Here is a 19610-nt window from a genome sequence, read left to right as displayed (position 1 = left end):
TAGCAGCTGCCGAGGCGGGCCGGAAGAGCCGTGACTCGGCGCCCTGGCGTCCCGGCGTTCCGACGAAATTGCAGTTCACGCGCCATATCTGCAGTTTGCAGCAGTAGGTGCGGGCCTGGATTTGCCTCCGGCTCGGGGGACAGAATCACCCGCCGTGGTGACGCGCGGGGACCTCGGCCGGACGAGACTCGTCACGGGGATCTCGATGTCCGTGGGGTGGTCGCCACGCCCCGGCGCCCGCTGTGCGGATCGAGATCGTGTCGGCCTGTACCAGCGAGCGGAGTGACCATGATGCAGAATTCACCGGTGGCGTCGGAGCGCCCGCTCGTAGTCGTCGGAGCCGGCCATGGGGGGGCCAATTTGGTTGCGCTTCTGAGGCAGAACGGGTTCGCGGGCGAGATTGTGATGATCGGGGATGAAGAGCACACGCCATACCACCGGCCGCCACTGTCCAAGAAGTTCATGGACGACTCACTGCAGCAACACCTGCGTCCGCTGGAGTTTTACCGCGAGAATGCAATCGACCTTCGGCTCGGTTCCGTCGTGTCCTCGATCGACCCTGCGGGCCGAACGGTTACCACTTCGGCCGGCGAGCGCATCGCTTACGCGTATCTCGTTCTCGCCACCGGTTCGCGGCCGCGGTCGTTGACCATTCCCGGCGCCGATTCGGAGAGTGTGCTGTCGCTGCGTACCCTTGGCGACGCGGGTCACCTGCGTCGCGCCATCGAGGGTGGTGGCCGGCTGGTCATCGTCGGCGGTGGGTATATCGGCCTAGAGGTTGCCGCACACGCACGCACCCACGGGGTGGAGGTGACGATCCTCGAGCGAGAAGCGCGCGTGCTCGCTCGTGTTGCCAGCCCCGGCTTTTCCGAGTTCCTGACCGGCCGCCACCGGGCTCAGGGCACCGACATCCGTACCGCGGTTGACGTCGTCGAGTTCGTGGAGAAGTCCGGCTCGGTTGTCGCGGTCGACCTGGCCGGTGGCGAGCGAATCGAGTGCGACTCGGTGCTCGTCGGGGCCGGGGCGGTCGCGAACGACGTCATCGCCCGCGAAGCCGGAATCAACTGTCATGACGGAATTTTGGTGGACGACCACGGTCGTACGAACCTGCCCGAAATTTACGCGATCGGCGATGTCACCTGCCGACCACTCGGGGATGGGTTCCTGCGGTTCGAGAGCATCCCAAGTGCTCTAGAGCAGGCGAAGAACGTTGCCGCACACATCGTCGGTTCGCCTGCGCCGCGCCCCGAGGTTCCGTGGTTCTGGTCGGACCAGTTCGATTTGAAACTGAAGATCGCCGGCCATGTTCACCGTGGGATTCGCGCAGTTTGGCGCGGTAGCGGGGCCGATGGGAAGGTCGGGATCTTTCACCTCGATGCCACCGACCGCGTGATTGCCGCCGAGACGGCCAACGCCCCGGCACTGTTCATGGCGGCGAAGAAGTTCATCACCAGCGGTGCAGTGCTTGACCCCCAGCGATTGGCTATCACCGGGTGCGATCTGCGGGACTGTGTCGTTCAGGGTTAGGCGAGACTGGCTGTTGGAGACCGCCTGCCATTCAACCCTTGTCGAGGTAGAGCGAAATCGCCTCGGATCTGTTGACGGCGCCGATCTTTCGTAACACCTTCTTCACGTGTGACTTGACCGTCTCAATCCCGATGAAGAGGCGGTCGGCGATCTCGGCGTTGGACAACCCTTGCGCGATGAGGCGCATGACCTCGGTCTCCCGACTCGTGAGGCAGTTCTCGATCTGTAGGTTGACGGCCGGGCCAGCCAGCGGCGGTGGATGTACCTCCGACGGGACTTCGGCACCGATGTCGAAGTCGTCGGCGGTGACCCGGATCGCGTCCTCGACGATGGTCTCGGCGGCTCGTCGAACCGCGGCATGGTGAGCGATGGCAATATCGGACCAGGCGTCGCGCGAGAACGCGGCACTCGCGGCGCCCTGGTAGGCCGCGAGGCATTCGAGATCGTCGTCATCGATCGCGAGTAGTGCCGCCGGTGCGACGTGGACGACGGCAGACACGGACGACGACATTGTGATCGGCGCTACCGCGTATGCGTTGGTGGCGAGCAGCTTTGCCATCCTCGGATCGGCTTCGGCGCTCTCGGCTCGCCGGGGCCCGCCGGCCGTCGCGATACACGCGTGTTCGACTGAGCCTTCCGCGACCTCGCCCCGCAGGTCCTCAGCGAACTCGATAGATTTGACTCCGTCGCCGATGGCCGTCGCGCCGTATGTTGGCCGAAGTATGCCTTCGCACACCCCGGAAAACACCGCACGCCCGAACCCCGCTGTCGAGACTAGCTCTACGCACAGCGCCCGGGTCATCGTCCGATCGTCCACACCGATGAGCCGGCGGAGCGAGGACGGCAGCGCCCGCATTGCGGCGGTGCGTCGTTCAACGAGGAACTTGTGCAGCGTCAGTTGCAGCGACAGCGATCTCGAGATCAGGGCGGCGTCAACTACGGCGGCTTCCGAATCCACCCGTACGGCACACGCGATCGTGTGCCGGGCATCGCACAGTATCGACTGCAGGGACACCGGCTCGGACCCCGGTGGCAGATCCAGCGATACGCGAAGCTGCCGGTCGAGATCGGATAGGGCGTGTCCGGCTCGAACGGCGCCGGCGGAATTCATGCCTCGTGGATGGACGATTGGTGGGTGAGTTGCGCGAAGCGAGCGACCGCCGCCGACCGCGTCGTGGTGCCCAGCTTCTTGGAGATCTGCTTGAGGTGGGACTTCACGGTCTCCTCGGAGATCACCAGGGCTCGGGCGATCTGAGCATTTGTGGCACCGGTGCTGATGTGGGCCAGAACCTGTCGCTCGCGGGGCGTCAGGAACGCGGGTGCGCCGGACGTCTTTTCCGGCCGCGCGTCGAGGGCCGGCGCAGACCACTCCTCGGTGGCAGGCCGCCGGTGCGGGAAAGTCGCTACGTCGCCCAGGTGCGAGATGATACCCCCGAACACACGGTCGACGTGTGCGGCGCTGACCTCGAGTCGCTCCTGAAGCAGGGCGCGTTCGAAGATCGACGAGAGACATTCTCCCAGGGCGCTGACGACGGTGAGATCTCCCGCGCACACTTCCGAGCGGCCGTGCGGGCGATCGGCGTGCAGGATGCCGATCGTGCGACCCCGCGAGACGATCGGTGCGGCGACGTACCCGTCCGAGCGGGACACCGCGACGAGTTCCTTGAAGGTCCGTTTGTCGTTCGTCGCGCGTTCGGTCATCGTCGACGTGCGGGTTCTAACGATCTCGGTCTCGAGCGGCGCGTGAGACAACGGGATGTGTGCGCCGTCGACGTAGTCCAGGAAGGTGTCGTTCTCCGGACTGTCATCGGTCTCGATGTGCAGATGACGGGGGACCCACACGGCGGATCGGATGGAGGAGATCATCGCCCGGCCGAAGGCCAGGTCGCGACACATCCGCACCGGGATGTCGGCAACGATCTTATCGGAACTCGAGTCGAGCAGGTCTTCGATGACCTCACGAACCTGGCCGAGGGTGTGTGCAGTCCGTTGCGATTCGCGCGCCAGGAGCGCGGACTGATCGTTGTGGACGTCGAACAGCAACCGACATGCGTCGACGCGTCGTCCGTCAGCAATCTCCGGCCGGGTCACGAACCGTTCCAGGCCGGTGCGGACGGCGGCCAGCATGTCCGCCAGATCGGATGTCGGTTCGGGCGGTGGCGGACCGAGGAAGTCCAGCCCGACGTGCACGTGGTCCCAAGCGCGCTCGATCAGCCAGCTGTCACTCCGAACCCCGGTGCAGAGTGGATCGGGGGTTGTCTGATTCGAAGCCGGGCAGTTGCTCACAGCGCCCCTTCCAATGAGATGCAAGTCACTCTGACGATCCATGGTGCCCTACAACCCACATCTGGGTCAAATGGTTAGACCAACAAGTCGGGTGGGGCGACTCACCCTGCTTTGGGGGTAATCGGGGGATGTTGGAGGGAAACGAACCGGTATTCCTCGTCACAGCTGATGGGTGTTCCTAGTGTCGGACAGTGTCGGCGAGTCGAGGAGCTCGCGGGGTGTCAGGGGCCGCGCCGACTCCACACGCCTAATCGGCGGGTTGCGGACTCGCGCGCTGCCGACAGATCGTCGAACCAAGGACGTAAGGATCACGCATGACTAATGCAACAGAGCACGACAGCTTGTTCGTGGGCGGGGGATGGCGGCCGCCGGCTGGTACCGGCCGAATCAAGGTGGTGTCGCCGAACACCGAGGAGGGGCTGGGCTCGGTGCCTGAGGGCACCGAGCCTGACATCGACGTCGCGGTCTCCGCGGCACGTGCCGCATTCGCCGACCCGAACGGTTGGAGCGGATGGAGTGCTGCGGCACGTGCCGATGCGATGGAGCGACTCGCCGACGAGTTGGACAAGCGGTCCGAGGACATCGCGCGAGCGGTCAGCAGCCAGAACGGGATGCCGATCGCGGTCGCGCAGCAGCTGGAGGCGGTGTTTCCGCAACTATTGCTGCGCTACTACGCCGGCCTGGCCCGCGAGTACCCGTTCGAGGAGACCCGGCCCGGTTTGCTGGGCGGGTCGACACTGGTGACCTCGGAGCCGATCGGCGTCGTCGGTGCGATCGTGCCGTGGAACTTCCCGCAGGCCCTGGCCGCCTTCAAGTACGCGCCGGGACTCGCGGCTGGTGCGACCTTTGTCATGAAGCCGTCCCCGGAGACCGTCTTTGACAGCTTCATCCTCGCCGACGCCGTTGCCGCGGCCGGTATTCCGGAGGGCGTCATCAACATCGTCCCGGGGGGCCGGGAACTTGGTGCCTACCTGGTGTCACACCCGGGGATCGACAAAGTGGCGTTCACCGGGTCGACCGCTGCGGGTCGGAGCATTTCGGAAACCTGTGGTCGGCTGCTGCGACCGGTCACTCTCGAACTAGGGGGCAAGTCGGCGGCCATCATCCTCGATGACGCCGATCTCGACCTGAGCAAGATCGGTGAACAGCTCTTTGGTTCCACTCTGCTCAACAACGGGCAGACATGCTTCCTGGGAACGCGAATCCTTGCTCCCTGCAACCGATATGACGAGGTCGTCGAGACACTCACCGGGTTGGCCGCGTCGCTGCAGGTGGGCGATGCCCTCGACCCGTCCACCCAAATTGGGCCGATGGCGACATCGCGCCAGCGCGACCGAGTCGAGTCCTACATCGCCAAGGGCAAGGGCGACGGGGCCCGGTTGACCACCGGTGGCGGACGTCCCGAGGCCGCCGATCGCGGGTGGTTCGTCGAACCGACGGTCTTCGCTGACGTCGACAACAACTACGCCATCGCCCAGGAGGAGATCTTCGGCCCGGTCCTCTCAATCATCTCCTACGACGGCGACGACGAGGCGGTGGCGATCGCGAATGCCAGCGACTACGGACTCGGCGGATCGGTGTGGACCTCCGATCACGATCGCGGCGTGGCCCTCGCGCGCCGGATCTCCTCGGGCACAGTGGGAATCAACGGCTACCTGCCGGACCCCACGGCCCCGTTCGGCGGAATCAAGGCGTCGGGGCTGGGTCGTGAACTCGGGCCGGAGGGACTCGCGGCCTACCTGGTCCCGAAGTCGATCTATCTATAGACACTCCTGACTCCCAGCCGTTCTGAACCCCAACGGTCGGCGCGTCGTCTCGACGATGCGCCGACCGTTGGCTTTGTGCCCTCGTCTGACGCGCCGCGCTGTGGTGATTGCCGGTCCCTCTCCGAGGGACCTCAAAGTACCCAGCAGGGGTGATGTGCACCACCCCCGTTCTGACCAGACTGATGTCAGGGACTCCGGACCCTGAATCTTTCGACAGCTCAAGAGGAGTAGGAATGACTTCAACGACGAGTGCGGCACGCGCGACCACGGTGCCGAAGGAGATCGCCGAGCAGATTATCCTGCCCGAGGGTCATCGCGACGAGGTGGCGCTCTTCAATGCATACCGGTGGTTGCGGGACAATAATCCGTTGGGCGTCGGTGAGGTCGAGGGTTACCAGCCGATCCACCTGGTCAGCAAGCACGCGGACATCATGGAGATCGAACGGCAGCCGGACATCTTCACCAGCGGTGGTGGTGAAAACAAGGGGTCGGAGAATCCCATCCTGAGCAACGTCGCCGGCGACGAGTTCACCAAGTCGATCAACAACGGCAGCCTGCGCATCCTGGAGACGCTGACCTATCTTGACCCGCCCGAGCACACCGTGATCAAAGATATTGCGGCCGACTGGTTCCGGCCGAACAAGCTCAAGCAGTGGGAAGACACCATCCGTGGCCTTGCCCAGGAGTCGGTGTCCAAGCTCGTCGCCGGCAACGGACGACTCGACTTCGTCAAGGACTTCGCCACCTCGTATCCGCTGCACGTCATCATGAGCCTCTTCGGTGTACCGGAGTCCGACGAGCCGCGGATGATGTCACTGACCCAGGACTTCTTCGGCACCGCTGATCCCGACGCCGTCCGGGAGGACGTGACGCCGATGTCGCCGGAGGCCGCAGCCCAGCAGTGGGCAGCGACCATCGCCGACTTCTTCGCCTACTTCGAGGTGTTGCTGCAGGATCGGCGCGCGAATCCTCGCGACGACCTGGCCACCCTGATCGCCACTGCGCGCAACGAAGACGGCGAGTACTTCCCGCCGCAGGTTGCCTACGGCTACTTCATCGCCATCGCGACTGCCGGGCACGACACCACGTCGTCGACGCTGGCAGGCGGTGTGCACGCACTCTCACAGGACCCGGCACTGCTTGCCCGGGTGAAGGGCGATCTGTCCCTGGTGCCCAATCTCGTCAACGAGTCGCTGCGGTGGGCGTCGCCCGTCAAGCACTTCATGCGCACCGCGTTGGAGCCCTACGAACTCCGTGACCGCCACATCGAACCGGGTGACCGGTTCATGCTGCTGTACCAGTCGGGTAACCGCGACAGCGACGTCTTCGTCGATCCAGACGTGTTCAACATCGACCGTCGCCCCACCAAGCACATCGCCTTCGGCTATGGCCCCCACATGTGCATCGGCCAGCACCTGGCGAAGATCGAACTGCGCATCATGTTCGAGGAGCTGCTCCCTAAGATCGGCGCCATCGAGGTGACCGGAGACACCAAGGTCATTCAGACCAACTTCGTCGGCGGCCTGAAGAACATGCCTGTCGCGATCGACTTCGTGTCGTAGGCACCGTCTCGCCTCAGACCAGCAGCGGCCGGCCGATTCACCCCGACCCGGCCGCCGCTGGTCGATTCTTCCCGCCGGCTGAGATGCACGAGCACGGCGGCATTGGCTGTCCCCATCGCGCGTCGCGGTGGTCACCCGAAGCCGTGTCTTGACAAGCCTTTCGAGGCTCGCCGCTAGGGCGTGTCTGACAAATGGATCGCGTGGCGGGATCTGCCGGAGGTGTTCGGGAAGGTGGCAGACGGTGGACGTGGCATCACCGCTTGTCCGCGGAGGGCACGTGGGACAAGGTGCTTGCCACGCTCACCGCTGCCGCTGACGAGGGGGTCTGTCGACGAAGATCCATCAGCTCGTCGTCGCAACGGCCTGCCGCTGGTCGCGCTGCTGACCGCGGGCAGGCCGGCGACTCGCCGATGTTCCTGCCGCTGATGACGCACCTGCGCGTCGCCCGGACCGTCGGGCGTCCGCGCACTCGTCCGGACGCGGTCCGGGGCGACAAGGCGTACTCGTCCCGCGCGATCCGCAGACACCTGCGCTCCCGCGGGACCAAAAGGCCGTGATCCCCGAACCATCCGATCAGCAGGGCCACCGCAAACGGCGCGGATCACGCGGCGGCAGTCCGGTCGGCCTCGACGCCGCCGACTATCGGAACCGCAACGTCACCAAGCGCCGCTACTGCCACATCAAGCAGTGACGAGGACTCGCCACCCGCTAGGACCGTCCCAGGACTCCATTGACCCAAACCCTCATAGGCTGCTCAGTGAGCACACACTGTCGGCGCGTCGACGGATCAGGCTCAGGGTGGGAGGAATCGTCGGCGAGTCTTCTCAGCCAGCCGAGCGCTTTTGAAGTTCGATGACACAAACAGCATTGGCCGACCACACCTCGTGGTCGGCCAATGCTGTCTGGTCACTGGCGGCTCGGATCGCCGGCATCGGGTCACACCGGTTGCAGGCCGCCGATCTTCCACTGATTTCCCGATCGGACCGCGGTGATCTTGACGCGGCTACCGTCGAGCTGTGGTGCGGGGTCCTCTGAGCTCGTCGTGGTCTGGTTGATGAACATCAGGACGCTGACGGAGTCGTCGGCGGACGAGATGACGCCGGATTCGGCGATCCTTGCGTTCGTGACGATGCGGTTCGCGGCGGCGGCCGGGATGATCGAGGACTTCGTCAGGGTGGTGAAGTCATCCCGGAACTTGCCGGTTAGCAGGTTGTACTTGGCGGCGAACTCCTGGTTCAGGTCATTGTTCCCGTTGTAGGACAGAAGCTTCGGGACGTTGCTTTGCATCGCGGCAAGGGCTTGGGCACGGTCGTCGCGTTGATTGTCCTGAAGACGGACCTGGTGGGTGATGTACCCGGTTGCCGCGATGGCCACCACGCCGAGCAGACAGATCGTGGCGAAGGCGATCCGGGCTCGCCGGGCCGGTACCCGGTTGATTCGTTGGACGAGCTTGGAACCGATGCGACGGAGCGGCGACAGGGACGTGATGAGCTTGTTCATGAGACGAACTCCACGTTGGAAACGAGCCAGCGGTCGTCGACATGGGTGAGTTGCAGTTTCATTCGGTACACCCGCGGTTGACCTTCCGGCGCCTCGGAGTTCTTGACCTGTGAGGTCACCGCCGCGATCACGGTGGCGGCCTTGTTGTTCGACGACAGTATCGCGACCTCGTTGGCCTCGCCGGTCGAGTCGACCTGCCCCTGTTTGAGTACGGCAGCAAACCCTCCGGTGGTGTCACCGATCTGGTTCAGAAACTCGCCGGTCGCCCCGTCTCGGATCCGTTGCACGTCGGCATCTGCGGAGCCGTGACGCAGGGTGACGAGGTTGGCCACCACCTGACGGGCAACGGTGGTGATGTCGTTGTCGCGTGCGAGCGCCGCATCATTTGTCGTGTAGGTCCGGCCGAGCGTGACTGCCGCGATGATAGCGGCCGCCGCCACGATGACACTTGCCGCGAAGTAGATGGTTCGGCGAACTCTGAACGCCTCGGCGCTGCTCTCGGCGACGGAATCGTCAGCTCCGGAATCCGCACCTCCCGAGTCGTCGTCGGGCGCGTCGCCGGTGTCAGTGGAGCCAGCGTCGGGGGAGTCGGTGTCGGGGGTCTGCCCGGCGACCTGCTCGCTATCCACGACCGGCTCGGTCGGTGCGGTGGCTTCTTCGCTGATCGGGTCATCGTGCTCGGACTCAGCGGCGCCTGAATCCGAGGCTACCGTGGGAAGAGTTGTTGCCATTGAGTTTTCACTCCTTTGTCATTCGGTGCCATGATCAGATTTCCGATCTGGAACGTGGTTCCGTCCGGGGTGCGGAACCGTCCGGTCTGCGGGTCATAGGGGATCGCGACCGTCGACGAGTTCTGCCGCCGACCGCTCGTCCCGGGTTGTCGGTCCGGCGGACCGGCGACCCCGGTGGGCCGGGCCAGCATCTGCCGCCAGGTAGACGGCAGGCCGCCGGGGCACTGGCGCAGATCGGCGGTGCGCACACTCGGATCGGTGGCACACGGTGCATTCCGGATTCCGCGAGCCACCCGCGGATCATCTTTCGGCAGGGTGCAGTATGCGGTGGGGGAGGGATTCACCGGACTCAGGTCGCTCGGATCGCGGCGGCGGGTCTCCTGATAACCCTGTGTACAGGACGGGGGATTGCTGCTGTTGCCAAGCTTGATGTCGAGGTTGCCCTGCCCGGACAACAGGTCGTCGGGACGCTGGATGCCACGCTGCATCGCGTTGACCGCTGTCGCGACGGCAGGATAAACTACCAGGATATGTCGTAGGCCGGGGACGTTGACCCGCAACACTTCTCCGGTCGACTGCAGATTGGCGAGCAGGATCGGCAGGGACGGCGTCAGGTCGCGGAGCGTGCCACCGAAAGTGTCGAAGAACGGTGCGCCGGTCCGCAACACCTGTGCGATGGAGGCGTCGCTGAGCGTGAGCTGACGGGTGAAGCTGTCAAGGTCGGTGGCGATCGACGAGATCTGCGGCCCCGCGGTGTCGAGCCTGCCGAGAATGGGGTTGAGATCGGTGACGAGACGCGTCGTCATATCGAGGTTTCGATGCGCCTGGTCGACGAGCTGGCTCGCTGCGATCGACGCCCTGTTCAGCTCGGGGCCGACGCCGTTCAAGCCGGCCGACGCCTCGTCGACGACAGTCCGCAGCGAGTCCTTGGGTACGGCTTCGAGCAGGCCGTAGACCTTCCGGATGACCTCCGTCGCCGGGATCGGGATGTTGGTGTTGCTCTGCTGAATCCGTGAGCCATCAGCCAGATCCAGTCCGCCGGGACCCGTGGGGACCAGGTCGATGAACTGCTCACCGGCGACCGAGACGCTGCGCACGTAGGCCTTGCTGTTGGCCGGGATGTGGGTGTGGGACTTGATCTGCAGTCTGGCCGACGCGCCGTTGATCCCGGCATCGAGAGCGGTGACCACGCCGACGTCGACCCCGCGGTAGGTGACCAGGGCGTTCGGGTAGAGTCCGCCGGCGTCGGACAGGTCGGCGGTGACCGTGTAGGTACCGATTCCGGTGTAGCGCTGGAATCCGCCGTACGCGTACCCGGTGTAACCGACGGCGCAGATCGAGATGATCGCGAAGACGGCGAGCTGGACCTTAACCAGACGAGATCTCATCGGTGGGAGTCCTTCTGTATGCGCAGAGGCGCGCGTAACGGATCGGAGATCCCCTGCGTCGGTGCCTTGTTGGGCGTGCGGGTGATACTCGGGATGACGACCTTCGCGAGCTTGTCCGCGCTGATGTCAAGAGTGAGAAACAGATTCATGTAGTCCCCGCGCAATCCTCTGGACGCGGTGGTGACCGGGAACGGGATTGTGAGGGCGATCTTCAGAGCCTCGGTGAGGTTGCGGCCGGAGTTCGCCAGCTGCCCGAGAATCGGTGGCAGCGCCGAGATGTCATCCAACAGGTCGTCGCGACTACGGTTGAGTATCCCAGTTGCCGCATCACCGAATTGACCGAGCGAACCCAGCATCTGCACCAGCTGGCCCTCCTGCTCGTTGAGGATGTCGAGCGCGGGCTGGATGGAGTCGATACCGGCCGCGATGGTCTGCTTCTGGTTCTCGAGTTCATCGCTGAGTTGGGCGAGGGAGTCGAGGGCGCGTTGAATGTCACGGCGCTGGTCGGACAGGCCCGACACAAAGGTGTTCAGTCTGGTCACCAGACTTCGGGTGGTGTCCTCCCGGCCGTTGACCACACGGTCGAGTTGACCGGTGATGGTACGTAACTGTTGGAGGCCGGAACCGTTGAGCACCAACGACAGCGAAGACAACACCTCTTCCACGGCGGGGTATTCGGACGTGTTCTCGAGCGGGATGGACATGCCGTCGCGCAGTCGTCCGCGGGCTGGTTGGTCGCGCGGAACGACGAGTTCGATGTACTGCGAGCCGAATAGGCTGGTCTGGACCAGGTTCGCGCCGACGTTGGCTGGTATCTGCGAGTTGTCGTCGATCTCGAGAACAGCTCGCGCACTCCAGCCGTCCCGGGTGAGCGAGCGGATGTTGCCCACAGTGACGTTCTCGAACTTCACCGGGGAGTTGCCGACAAGGTTCTGCACATCGGCGAACTGAACACTGACCTCATAGGTGTCCGAGGTGGCGGTGTTGCCGGGCAGTGCCCACGAGTTGACGCCATCGAAAGAGCATGCGCCGCAACTGGTCACAATGATCAATGCGCACGCGGACGCGCGGAATCGGGGCAACGTCCGTCTCACCGGTGTCCACCTCCGTGGGTGCCGGTGCGCGTCGTGGCGGCCGCGGCGTTGCGATGTAGTCGCGTCATGGTGCTGTGGCACTGGTCGGCCGGCGCATTCACAGTCGTGAGCAGTGCACAGATTAGCGAACGCGGATCCGGGATGTCGGGAATGCCCAGCGCACCCGTCAGCGAGTTCGCCTTGGGGTCATAGATGTTGTAGAAGTCCGACAACGAGGTGGGCAGCCCGTGCATTATCTCGGCCAGGGTGTCCATTCGCTTGACGAGCAGACCGGTGATGGTGTCGGCTTTGCCGACGTCACGCAGTAGCGCGGCCCGGTTGGTGTCGAGAAGCGCCTTCACCCGGTCGAATGTGCCGTTCAGACTGGTCAGCAGGGAGGCCAGTTCGGCGCGGTTGTCGGCGAGGACGGTGGAGAAGCCGGCGAGCTGATTGGTGAAAGCTGCTATCTGCTCGTCGGATTGGGCCAGCGAGGAGGTGACGGTGGAGAGGTTGCGCACTGTGGCGAAGAGGTCATTCCCGCCGTCGTTGAGGGTGGTGGTCGCTTTCGACAGCTGGGTCAAAGCATCGCGGAGCAGCAAGCCGTTCCCTTTCAGGGTGGAAGCGCTGGCATCAAGGAACCGGTTGAGCGAGCCCTGCTGATCGGTGGTGGATGGACCGAGGTCGGCGGACAACTGCACCAGCTGTTGCTTGATCTCGTCGAACTCGACCGGGGTTGCGGTGTTCCCGACCGAGATCGACGAACCGTCAGCCATCTGTGGCCCACCGGTGTAGGCGGGGGCCAGCTGAACATACCGCCCTGACACCAGGGTCGGTGCGATGATCGCGGCCCGGGCGTCGGCCGGAACTGGGTAGCCGTCCTCGACGGTGACATCGACGTGCACGCCGTCGGGTCCGGGTTTGATTGCATCAACGGTCCCCACCGGAACCCCGAGGATCATCACCCGGTCACCGACGTAGAGACCCGCCGAATTGCGGAAAGTGATAGACAGAATGGTGGAGCTCGTGTGTGCGTTGTACATCGCCGTGACACCGGCCACGACGGCGATCGCCACCAGCACAACCAGCACCTTGCCCGGTAGAGGGCCGGCCGCCGAGGTGGCCGATCGTCTCGCTCGGCTTGCCTTGTGTCGTTCGATCATCGCGGGGCTCCTGGGCTCAAGGGTGTCTGCCCGGTGAGGGTGGCGGGCACGATGTTCTGGAGGAGGACGTTGAAAAAGGGGCCGGTGCCCACCGCCTCACCCAGCTGGAAGGTGAAGGTCTTCAGGCCGGAGATCGACCGGTCGATGTTCTGGTAGTTGCGGTTGAGCAGATCGAGAACCGAATCGAGTTGATCCAGCGTCGGCTTCATCGACAGCCGCACATCGGCGGAGAGGCCGTCGAGGGCGTCGGAGATTTGCTGGGCTTGCACGATGACTCGGCGAATCGTGCTGGCTCGCTGGTTGAGCGCCGAGAACAGGGCTGCACCCTGGCCCATCATCGCCGAGATCTGGGTATTGCGGTCGGCGAGGACGGAGGTCGTCTGGGCGGAATTCTCGAGTAGGCTGCGCAATTCCTGGTCGCGGGAGGCGATGGTGGTGGACAGCCGGGTGACACCCTGTAGTGAACTGCGAAGGTCGTCGGGCAGCGCGTCCTGGATGCCGCTGAGCTGATCGAGGGCGTCCGACAACGTCTCCTTGTCGGTGCGCGACACCCGTTGGGTGAGTTCCTGCAGGCTGGTAGTGATGTCATAGCCCGAGGCGGTGCGGTCCAGCGGAATGACCGCGCCGTCCGCCAGCGACCCCGATCCGGCGGGGGTGAGATCGACATACCTCTGGCCGAGAGCGGTCTTCACTCGAATGGCGGCTGTGGTCTCGGTGCCGAGCCGCTGCTGGTCGGTGTCGACGTGCATCGTCACCGCCACCTTGTTGCCGCTGAGCCCGATCCTGCTGACCGTGCCGATCTCAACTCCGGCGACGCTCACCGAGTCGCCGGTCATCAGCCCGCTCGCGTCACCGAACTCGCCGATGATGGTGTCATGAGAGTTGACGACCGGCAGGGATCGGAAGTTGAAGGAGAGAACCAGAATTCCGATTATCACGAGCGTCCCAACCACACCGAGCGTGACAGGGTTGCGCTCGGTCATGGCCTTGTGGATGTCGATCACGGTTGGCACCTCGTAGCGGGAGCGGTGAACATCGGAGTCTGATCGGCCCTCCCAGGCCCGTACTTGATGGCCAGACCGCACACGAAGAAGTTGACGAAGCTGCCATACGACGACGCCCGCGCGGTCAGGCGGTAGGTCTCGGGCAGCGAACCAAGGATCATCGACAGCGTGTCGGCACTGGTGTTGAGGTTGCCGGACAACCGGCCGAGATCGTCCACGCTGGCTGCCAGGTCCGATCGGACCGAACTAGCGATGTCGCCGAGCGCGGCGGTGAGACCGTCGATCTTCACCAGCGATCCGCTGATCGATCCGCGGTCCCGGGACAAATCGCGAACCAGGGTGGCCAGTCCGTCGATGAGGTCGTCGAACCTCCGGTGACGACTGTTGACAGTCACGAGCACCTCATTGAAGTTGGTGATGATCTGGCCGATCGACTCATTGCGATCGGCCAGGGAGATGGTTAGGACCCTGAGCTGGTCGACGAGAGTCGAGACGGCCGTCCCCTGGCCGTTGAGGACCGCGATCAACGAGGTCGCCAGGCTGTTCGCCTGGTTCGGATCCAGCCCCTGCAGAAGGGGTTTGAATCCGTTGACCACCTGGTCGATGTCGAGGGCGGGGGTGGTGTTGGCCAGCGGGATCTCCTCGCCGCGATCAAGCCACACCATGTCGCCGCTGCCCTGACGCAGTTCAAGGAAGCGGTCACCGATGAGATTCTTGTAGCGGATCAGCGCCTGGGTGCCGCGGGTCAGGCGGACATCCTCGTCGACGTCGAATGTGACGACGGCATAACCGGACCCGTCGAGTTCCACACCGTCGACCGTTCCGACCGGCACGCCGGCGATCCGGACCTCCGAGCCACCGGAGATCCCCGACGCCGTACTGAACACGGCGCGGTAGGTCTGCGTCGGTCCGAACCGCAGGTTGCCGGCCAGGATTGCCACGAAGGCCCCCGAGATCAGGGTGACGACGAGAAACACGGACAGCTTGAGCAGGATGGCGGTGAGTTTCATCGGCCGACTCCGTACAGCATCGTGGCCAAGGGATTTCCGATCAGGTCGTCGGGACTGTCGATGGGCCGGTAGGCGTCGCTGCCGTCGTCGAAGGCGATGTGCGGGGTGGGCGAGGCTGAACTGGCGTGACAACTCGGCGACGTACCGGACAGTCCGACCTTGGGGAGGTTCTCCGGATAGGTATAGGGCGGATTGCCCATCAACAGTGTGCCGACCACGTTCAGGCCCGGCCGGGCGCTGCCGCCGACGGTCCGTTCGAGATAGCGGTTGGTCAGCGCCAGGTTGGACAGGAAGCACGGGTAGATCGGACTGAACTCGGACAGCAGGTTCAGCGGCGCGTTGAGTGAACGTGCGGCTCTCTGCAGCGGAACCCCGCCACGGACGAACAGTTCCCGGCCCGCCTGACCGAAGTCGCTGAAACTCAGCACGAAGGCAGTGAATTGCGCCTGATTGCGCGTCAGAGTCCGTGCGGTGACCGACGCCTGACGCACCGCGGACATCAATTCCGGGGCGGCCGAGGCCAACCGGTCGGCGACGCTGGCGCCGAGCCTCAGGTCGGTGCGTAGCTGCGGGAGGTAGGGGTTGAAGTCGCGTAGATAGCTGTCAAGCTGGTCGACGAGAGTGCCGACCTGGTCGCCGGTACCTGCGAGGGCTGTCGACAGGTTGGCCGTGGTGGTGGAGACCTTCTCCGGGTTGATCTCCTTCAGCACACTGACGAGCGACGCCAGCAAGTCGTTGACTTCGGTGGTGACGGTCGTCGTGCGGATCAGCTCTCCACCAGTGAGATGGGTACGGGCTGCGTTCTGGGGGGGTACCAGTGTGACGAACTTGCGGCCGAGCAACGTCGTCGGATCGATAGCGGCCGTGACGTTGGACGGGATGCGCAGCGCCTGACCGGTGTCCAAGGCCAACGCCATGTGGACCTGGTTGCTCTCTAGCGAAATGTCTCTGACCCGGCCGACCACGACACCGTGCAGTTTGACGTCGCTGCCCTTTTCAAGCATCAGGCCCGACCGGTCAGTCACGAGCGTGACGCCGATGGTCTTATGGAATACGCCCTTGTAGAGGCTAATCGAGAGTGTGACCGCACCGACGATTGCAACGATCAGCAACACACCCAGCGCCACATTGGCGCGTCGACTTAGTTCCGCGAAATGATTCATCAACCGGACACCTTGACCGCGCCGGAGGGGCCGCCGTAGACGGCTAGACCGACGAGAAGGTCGATGAGCATGACGGCAATGAGCGAGGTGCGCACCGCCCGCCCGACCGCGACCCCCACACCGGCTGGACCGCCGTGGGCGTTGTAACCGTGATAGCAGTGCACGCACATCACCACGACCGCCATAATCAGCACCTTGACCGCCGACCACAGCACGTCTTTGGGGATCAGGAACACGCTGAAGTAATGCGCATAAGTGCCACTGGCCTGCCCGTAGAGCACCACCGTGACGAATTGTGTTGCGGCGTAGCCGACAATGAGTGACACGGCATAGAGCGGGATGACGGCAATCGTGCCGGCGATGAGTCGCGTGGTGACGAGGAAGGGCAACGACGGGATGGACATCGTCTCAAGAGCGTCTATCTCCTCACTGACCCGCATCGCGCCGAGCTGTGCGGTGAAACCGGCACCGACGGTGGCGGTCAGCGCGATACCGGCGATCGCTGGGATCGCTTCGCGCGTGTTGAAGAAGGCCGAGATGAACCCGGCGAACGCGCCAAGTCCGATCCGTCCAAGTGAGGACGCGCCCTGCTGGCCGACCTCATAACCCACGGCGGTCGACAACATCGCCACGATCACCACGGTGCCGCCGATCACCGCCAATGCGCCGCTGCCCATGGACACTTCAGCGAGAAGCCGAAGCACCTCAAGGCGGTAGCGATGGATGGTGCGGGGGACCGCGGCGACGGTCTGGCCGTAGAACGAGAGCTGCTTGCCCATGCCGTCAAGCGCCCCGACGGGAATCTCGGTGGCGCGTTGTGTCACCCCGACGATCCGGCCGCGGATGGGACGGCTCTGTGTCGTAGTCATTCGAGTACTTTCGTTTGGTCCGGTCAGTGCAGTGCGATCGTTGTGATGACCGAATTCGCAAGGAAGAGAAGAAGGAAGGAGAAAACTACAGTCTGGTTCACGGCGTCTCCGACGCCTTTGGGTCCGCCTTTCACGTTCAGGCCCAGATGACAGGCCACGAGTCCGGCAAGGAGGCCGAACACCCCGGCCTTGATCTCGCTGACGAAAAAGTCGGGCAGACCGGTGATCACGGAGATGCTGGTGATGTACTGTCCGGGCGACGCGCCCTGCAGGTAGACCGTGGAGATGTACCCTCCGACGATACCGACCGCCGACACCAGTCCGTTCAGCAGAATGGCGACCAATGTGGACGCGACAACCCTTGGAACGCAGAGACGTTGGATCGGGTCAATGCCGAGGACGCGCATAGCGTCGATCTCCTCGCGGATAGTGCGGGAGCCCAGGTCCGCGCAGATGGCCGTCGATCCCGCGCCGGCGACCACGAGAACCGTGATGACCGGCCCGATCTCACGGATGATGGCGACGCCGGCCCCGGCACCGCTGAGGTCCACCGCGCCTACCTCGGCGAGCAGGATGTTGATCTCGTAGACGAACATCATGCAGAACGGGATCGACATCGCCAGCGCCGGGAAGATTGATATCGAGGCGATGAACCACGCCTGCGCGAGGAACTCGCGCGTTTGAAATCGCGACGTCACCAGATAGCGCAGCGTCTCCAACGAGGTGGCGTAGAAGCCGCCCACCGCCTTGGGCAAGACGGTACTTCCTGTTCGAAGCGCACGCATCCTGCGAGACGCCACATCGACGACGGTCACACCACACCTCTTCTACGACTGCTCCCGGGACCGGGCGATACATCCCCGCTGGGCTGAGCGACACGACTGCGCGTGGGCGAAAGATGTGTGCCGGTTCACAAGCGCTCCCGGCAGTGATGTCACGCTAGCCAGCGACGCACTGATGCGGGAACCCCCGCTCTGGGGATATCGGTGCTCCCCCTGCCGGGGGAGCGGGGCGGCGCCCATGCCCCGGCACGGCCCGTCGTGGGTCGGGTCCACTCACTCGGTGGGGGAGCAAGGAACCCCCGCTAGGGTGATGTGTGTCACCCCCGGGGCTGCCACCCTGATTGCAGGCAGCGGGTGGGGTTTCGTTCTCCGCTGCCGCGTTCTCACAGCCGGTAGGTGTCGGCGGGGACGAGTTCACAACACAAGGAGTTCCTCTATGAAGACGCGCGGAGCGGTGCTACGTCAGGCGCCCGGGAAATTCGAGATCACCGACCTGGTCCTCGACGACCCGCGGCAGAACGAGATTCGGGTGAAGATGGTCGCGTCGGGTCTTTGCCACTCCGACGACCACATGGCCACCGGCGACCTGCCGGTTGCGGTCTACCCAGTGTGCGGTGGGCACGAGGGGGCGGGAATCGTCGAATCCGTGGGCCCCAACACCCCCGGATTCAAACCGGGTGACAAGGTCATTTTCTCGTTTCTGCCGGCCTGCGGTAAGTGCCGGTGGTGTTCGTCGGGGCATCAGAATCTCTGTGACCTGGGTGCGAATGTGCTCGTCGGCTCGAGGTGGGAAGACCCCACCAGTTTTCGCCTGCAGCTCGAGGACGGGAGCCCGGTCGGACAGGCCTTGGGGATCTCGACCTTCTCCGAATACACAACGGTAGCCATTGATTCGGCCGTCAAAGTGCCCGACGACACTCCGCTGGAGAAGGCCTGCCTACTGGGCTGCGCCATCGGTACCGGCTGGGGTTCGGCGGTGCGAACCGGTGAGGTCAGCGCGGGCGACACCGTGCTCATTTTCGGTGCCGGCGGCATCGGATCGGCCGCCGTACAGGGCGCCGCCCACGCAGGTGCCGCACGCGTCGTCGTCGTCGAGCCGGTTGCCTTCAAGCGGGACCAGTCGTTGACCCTCGGTGCGACTCACGCTGTCGCCACGGCCGACGAAGGCATTGAGCTGGCCCAGTCATTCACCAACGGACAGGGCGCCGACGTCGCCATCGTGACGGTCGGTGTGATCACCGGTGAGCATGTGGCACAAGCATTTTCGGGTATCCGCAAGCAGGGCACCGTGGTGGTGACCGCGCTCGGTGACGCGACGACGGTCGGACTGCCGATCTCGATTCTCGAACTGACTCTGTACGAGAAGAAGATCAAGGGCTCGCTGTTCGGTTCGTCGAACCCGCGGGCAGACATCCCCAAACTGCTCGATCTGTACAACGCTGGCTATCTCAAGCTCGACGAGATGATCACCACCGAGTACTCGCTCGACGACATCAACCAGGGTTACGAGGACATGCACGCGGGTACCAACATTCGCGGCGTGATCCGCTTCTGACCAGCGCTCAGACGAAAGTGGTCAGCAAAGAGCGTGGCCGAGGAACAGCGTGTGTGTTCGCCCGTGCGTGGTGAGAAGGCCTGATCATGACTCTGACACTCGGAGCCCGTCTCGGGGCAGATTGTCTCACGAACGAGATGCTGCAGTTCCTGATCCGGTGGTCACCGTTCGGCGACAGGGGGCGACGAGATCCTCCCGCCCTTCTGTCCAGAGCCACGCGCCTTCTAACTTCGG

17 protein-coding genes are annotated in these 19610 nt (G+C 64.3%); 5 read left to right on the top strand and 12 right to left on the bottom strand.

Annotation, left to right across the window (positions count from 1 at the left end):
* Positions 1–291: 291 nt before the first annotated feature.
* Complete coding sequence (locus AC3B5T_RS03465) at positions 292–1527, top strand: NAD(P)/FAD-dependent oxidoreductase (RefSeq protein WP_055474561.1); 1236 nt, start codon at positions 292–294, stop codon at positions 1525–1527.
* Positions 1528–1558: 31 nt separating this feature from the next.
* On the opposite strand, the gene AC3B5T_RS03460 is transcribed toward AC3B5T_RS03465, so the two are convergent.
* Both AC3B5T_RS03460 and AC3B5T_RS03455 read right to left on the bottom strand, forming a co-directional pair.
* Positions 1559–2638: a helix-turn-helix domain-containing protein gene (locus AC3B5T_RS03460; protein WP_055474529.1), complete on the bottom strand. Its 1080-nt coding sequence runs from the start codon at positions 2636–2638 to the stop codon at positions 1559–1561.
* Positions 2635–3717 (bottom strand): helix-turn-helix transcriptional regulator, encoded by a 1083-nt coding sequence (locus AC3B5T_RS03455; protein ID WP_231632622.1) that lies wholly within the window; start codon positions 3715–3717, stop codon positions 2635–2637. Before AC3B5T_RS03455 ends, AC3B5T_RS03460 begins: the two co-directional genes overlap by 4 nt.
* Positions 3718–4127: 410 nt before the next feature.
* Here AC3B5T_RS03455 and AC3B5T_RS03450 point away from each other — a divergent pair, with 410 nt between their 5' ends.
* The 3 genes from AC3B5T_RS03450 to AC3B5T_RS03440 all read left to right on the top strand — a co-directional run bounded on the left by AC3B5T_RS03450 (position 4128) and on the right by AC3B5T_RS03440 (position 7832).
* A complete protein-coding gene (locus AC3B5T_RS03450; protein WP_055474527.1) occupies positions 4128–5579 on the top strand; it encodes an aldehyde dehydrogenase in 1452 nt (483 codons plus the stop codon).
* Between the two features lie 233 nt (positions 5580–5812).
* Entirely contained in the window at positions 5813–7141 is a 1329-nt protein-coding gene (locus tag AC3B5T_RS03445) for a cytochrome P450 (protein WP_055474526.1), read from the top strand.
* A gap of 553 nt (positions 7142–7694) precedes the next feature.
* Positions 7695–7832, top strand: coding sequence for a hypothetical protein (locus tag AC3B5T_RS03440; protein WP_197282725.1), 138 nt, complete (start codon positions 7695–7697; stop codon positions 7830–7832).
* 245 nt (positions 7833–8077) lie between these two features.
* On the opposite strand, the gene AC3B5T_RS03435 is transcribed toward AC3B5T_RS03440, so the two are convergent.
* The 10 genes from AC3B5T_RS03435 to AC3B5T_RS03390 are packed head-to-tail and all read right to left on the bottom strand — an operon-like array spanning position 8078 to position 17824.
* On the bottom strand, positions 8078–8641 hold the full coding sequence (locus AC3B5T_RS03435; RefSeq protein WP_055474525.1) for a hypothetical protein: 564 nt from the start codon (positions 8639–8641) through the stop codon (positions 8078–8080).
* Positions 8638–9372 (bottom strand): hypothetical protein, encoded by a 735-nt coding sequence (locus AC3B5T_RS03430; RefSeq protein ID WP_055474524.1) that lies wholly within the window; start codon positions 9370–9372, stop codon positions 8638–8640. Before AC3B5T_RS03430 ends, AC3B5T_RS03435 begins: the two co-directional genes overlap by 4 nt.
* On the bottom strand, positions 9348–10760 hold the full coding sequence (locus AC3B5T_RS03425; RefSeq protein WP_055474523.1) for an MCE family protein: 1413 nt from the start codon (positions 10758–10760) through the stop codon (positions 9348–9350). Before AC3B5T_RS03425 ends, AC3B5T_RS03430 begins: the two co-directional genes overlap by 25 nt.
* On the bottom strand, positions 10757–11854 hold the full coding sequence (locus tag AC3B5T_RS03420) for an MCE family protein (protein WP_055474522.1): 1098 nt from the start codon (positions 11852–11854) through the stop codon (positions 10757–10759). The genes AC3B5T_RS03425 and AC3B5T_RS03420 overlap by 4 nt, the downstream gene beginning before the upstream one ends.
* Complete coding sequence (locus AC3B5T_RS03415; protein ID WP_055474521.1) at positions 11851–12993, bottom strand: MCE family protein; 1143 nt, start codon at positions 12991–12993, stop codon at positions 11851–11853. The genes AC3B5T_RS03420 and AC3B5T_RS03415 overlap by 4 nt, the downstream gene beginning before the upstream one ends.
* Complete coding sequence (locus AC3B5T_RS03410; RefSeq protein ID WP_055474520.1) at positions 12990–13997, bottom strand: MCE family protein; 1008 nt, start codon at positions 13995–13997, stop codon at positions 12990–12992. The genes AC3B5T_RS03415 and AC3B5T_RS03410 overlap by 4 nt, the downstream gene beginning before the upstream one ends.
* On the bottom strand, positions 13994–15007 hold the full coding sequence (locus AC3B5T_RS03405) for an MCE family protein (protein WP_055474519.1): 1014 nt from the start codon (positions 15005–15007) through the stop codon (positions 13994–13996). The genes AC3B5T_RS03410 and AC3B5T_RS03405 overlap by 4 nt, the downstream gene beginning before the upstream one ends.
* Positions 15004–16170, bottom strand: a complete 1167-nt coding sequence (locus AC3B5T_RS03400) for an MCE family protein (protein ID WP_055474518.1) — start codon at positions 16168–16170, stop codon at positions 15004–15006. The genes AC3B5T_RS03405 and AC3B5T_RS03400 overlap by 4 nt, the downstream gene beginning before the upstream one ends.
* Positions 16170–17039, bottom strand: coding sequence for an MlaE family ABC transporter permease (locus AC3B5T_RS03395; RefSeq protein ID WP_055474517.1), 870 nt, complete (start codon positions 17037–17039; stop codon positions 16170–16172). Before AC3B5T_RS03395 ends, AC3B5T_RS03400 begins: the two co-directional genes overlap by 1 nt.
* A gap of 23 nt (positions 17040–17062) precedes the next feature.
* The gene (locus AC3B5T_RS03390) at positions 17063–17824 is read right to left on the bottom strand and encodes an MlaE family ABC transporter permease (RefSeq protein ID WP_055474516.1); all 762 of its coding nucleotides are present in this window, start codon (positions 17822–17824) and stop codon (positions 17063–17065) included.
* 433 nt (positions 17825–18257) lie between these two features.
* Here AC3B5T_RS03390 and AC3B5T_RS03385 point away from each other — a divergent pair, with 433 nt between their 5' ends.
* Positions 18258–19376 carry an NDMA-dependent alcohol dehydrogenase gene (locus AC3B5T_RS03385; protein ID WP_055474515.1) on the top strand — a complete coding sequence of 373 codons (1119 nt, stop codon included), beginning with the start codon at positions 18258–18260 and terminating at the stop codon, positions 19374–19376.
* Positions 19377–19610 lie beyond the last annotated feature (234 nt).

It is taken from the genome of Gordonia sp. G4 (assembly GCF_057770005.1).
The sequence above is the reverse complement of the archived record's forward strand: the minus strand, read 5'-3'. Positions and strand labels throughout refer to the sequence as shown.

What these genes read in the sequence shown, in the direction of transcription:
- AC3B5T_RS03450 (WP_055474527.1), top strand. Translation starts at nt 4,128, where the DNA reads ATGACTAATGCAACAGAGCACGACAGCTTGTTCGTGGGCGGGGGATGG.
- AC3B5T_RS03425 (WP_055474523.1), bottom strand. Translation starts at nt 10,760, where the DNA reads ATGAGATCTCGTCTGGTTAAGGTCCAGCTCGCCGTCTTCGCGATCATC.
- AC3B5T_RS03385 (WP_055474515.1), top strand. Translation starts at nt 18,258, where the DNA reads ATGAAGACGCGCGGAGCGGTGCTACGTCAGGCGCCCGGGAAATTCGAG.
- AC3B5T_RS03435 (WP_055474525.1), bottom strand. Translation starts at nt 8,641, where the DNA reads ATGAACAAGCTCATCACGTCCCTGTCGCCGCTCCGTCGCATCGGTTCC.
- AC3B5T_RS03445 (WP_055474526.1), top strand. Translation starts at nt 5,813, where the DNA reads ATGACTTCAACGACGAGTGCGGCACGCGCGACCACGGTGCCGAAGGAG.
- AC3B5T_RS03405 (WP_055474519.1), bottom strand. Translation starts at nt 15,007, where the DNA reads ATGAAACTCACCGCCATCCTGCTCAAGCTGTCCGTGTTTCTCGTCGTC.
- AC3B5T_RS03395 (WP_055474517.1), bottom strand. Translation starts at nt 17,039, where the DNA reads ATGACTACGACACAGAGCCGTCCCATCCGCGGCCGGATCGTCGGGGTG.
- AC3B5T_RS03430 (WP_055474524.1), bottom strand. Translation starts at nt 9,372, where the DNA reads ATGGCAACAACTCTTCCCACGGTAGCCTCGGATTCAGGCGCCGCTGAG.
- AC3B5T_RS03465 (WP_055474561.1), top strand. Translation starts at nt 292, where the DNA reads ATGCAGAATTCACCGGTGGCGTCGGAGCGCCCGCTCGTAGTCGTCGGA.
- AC3B5T_RS03415 (WP_055474521.1), bottom strand. Translation starts at nt 12,993, where the DNA reads ATGATCGAACGACACAAGGCAAGCCGAGCGAGACGATCGGCCACCTCG.
- AC3B5T_RS03390 (WP_055474516.1), bottom strand. Translation starts at nt 17,824, where the DNA reads ATGCGTGCGCTTCGAACAGGAAGTACCGTCTTGCCCAAGGCGGTGGGC.
- AC3B5T_RS03460 (WP_055474529.1), bottom strand. Translation starts at nt 2,638, where the DNA reads ATGAATTCCGCCGGCGCCGTTCGAGCCGGACACGCCCTATCCGATCTC.
- AC3B5T_RS03400 (WP_055474518.1), bottom strand. Translation starts at nt 16,170, where the DNA reads ATGAATCATTTCGCGGAACTAAGTCGACGCGCCAATGTGGCGCTGGGT.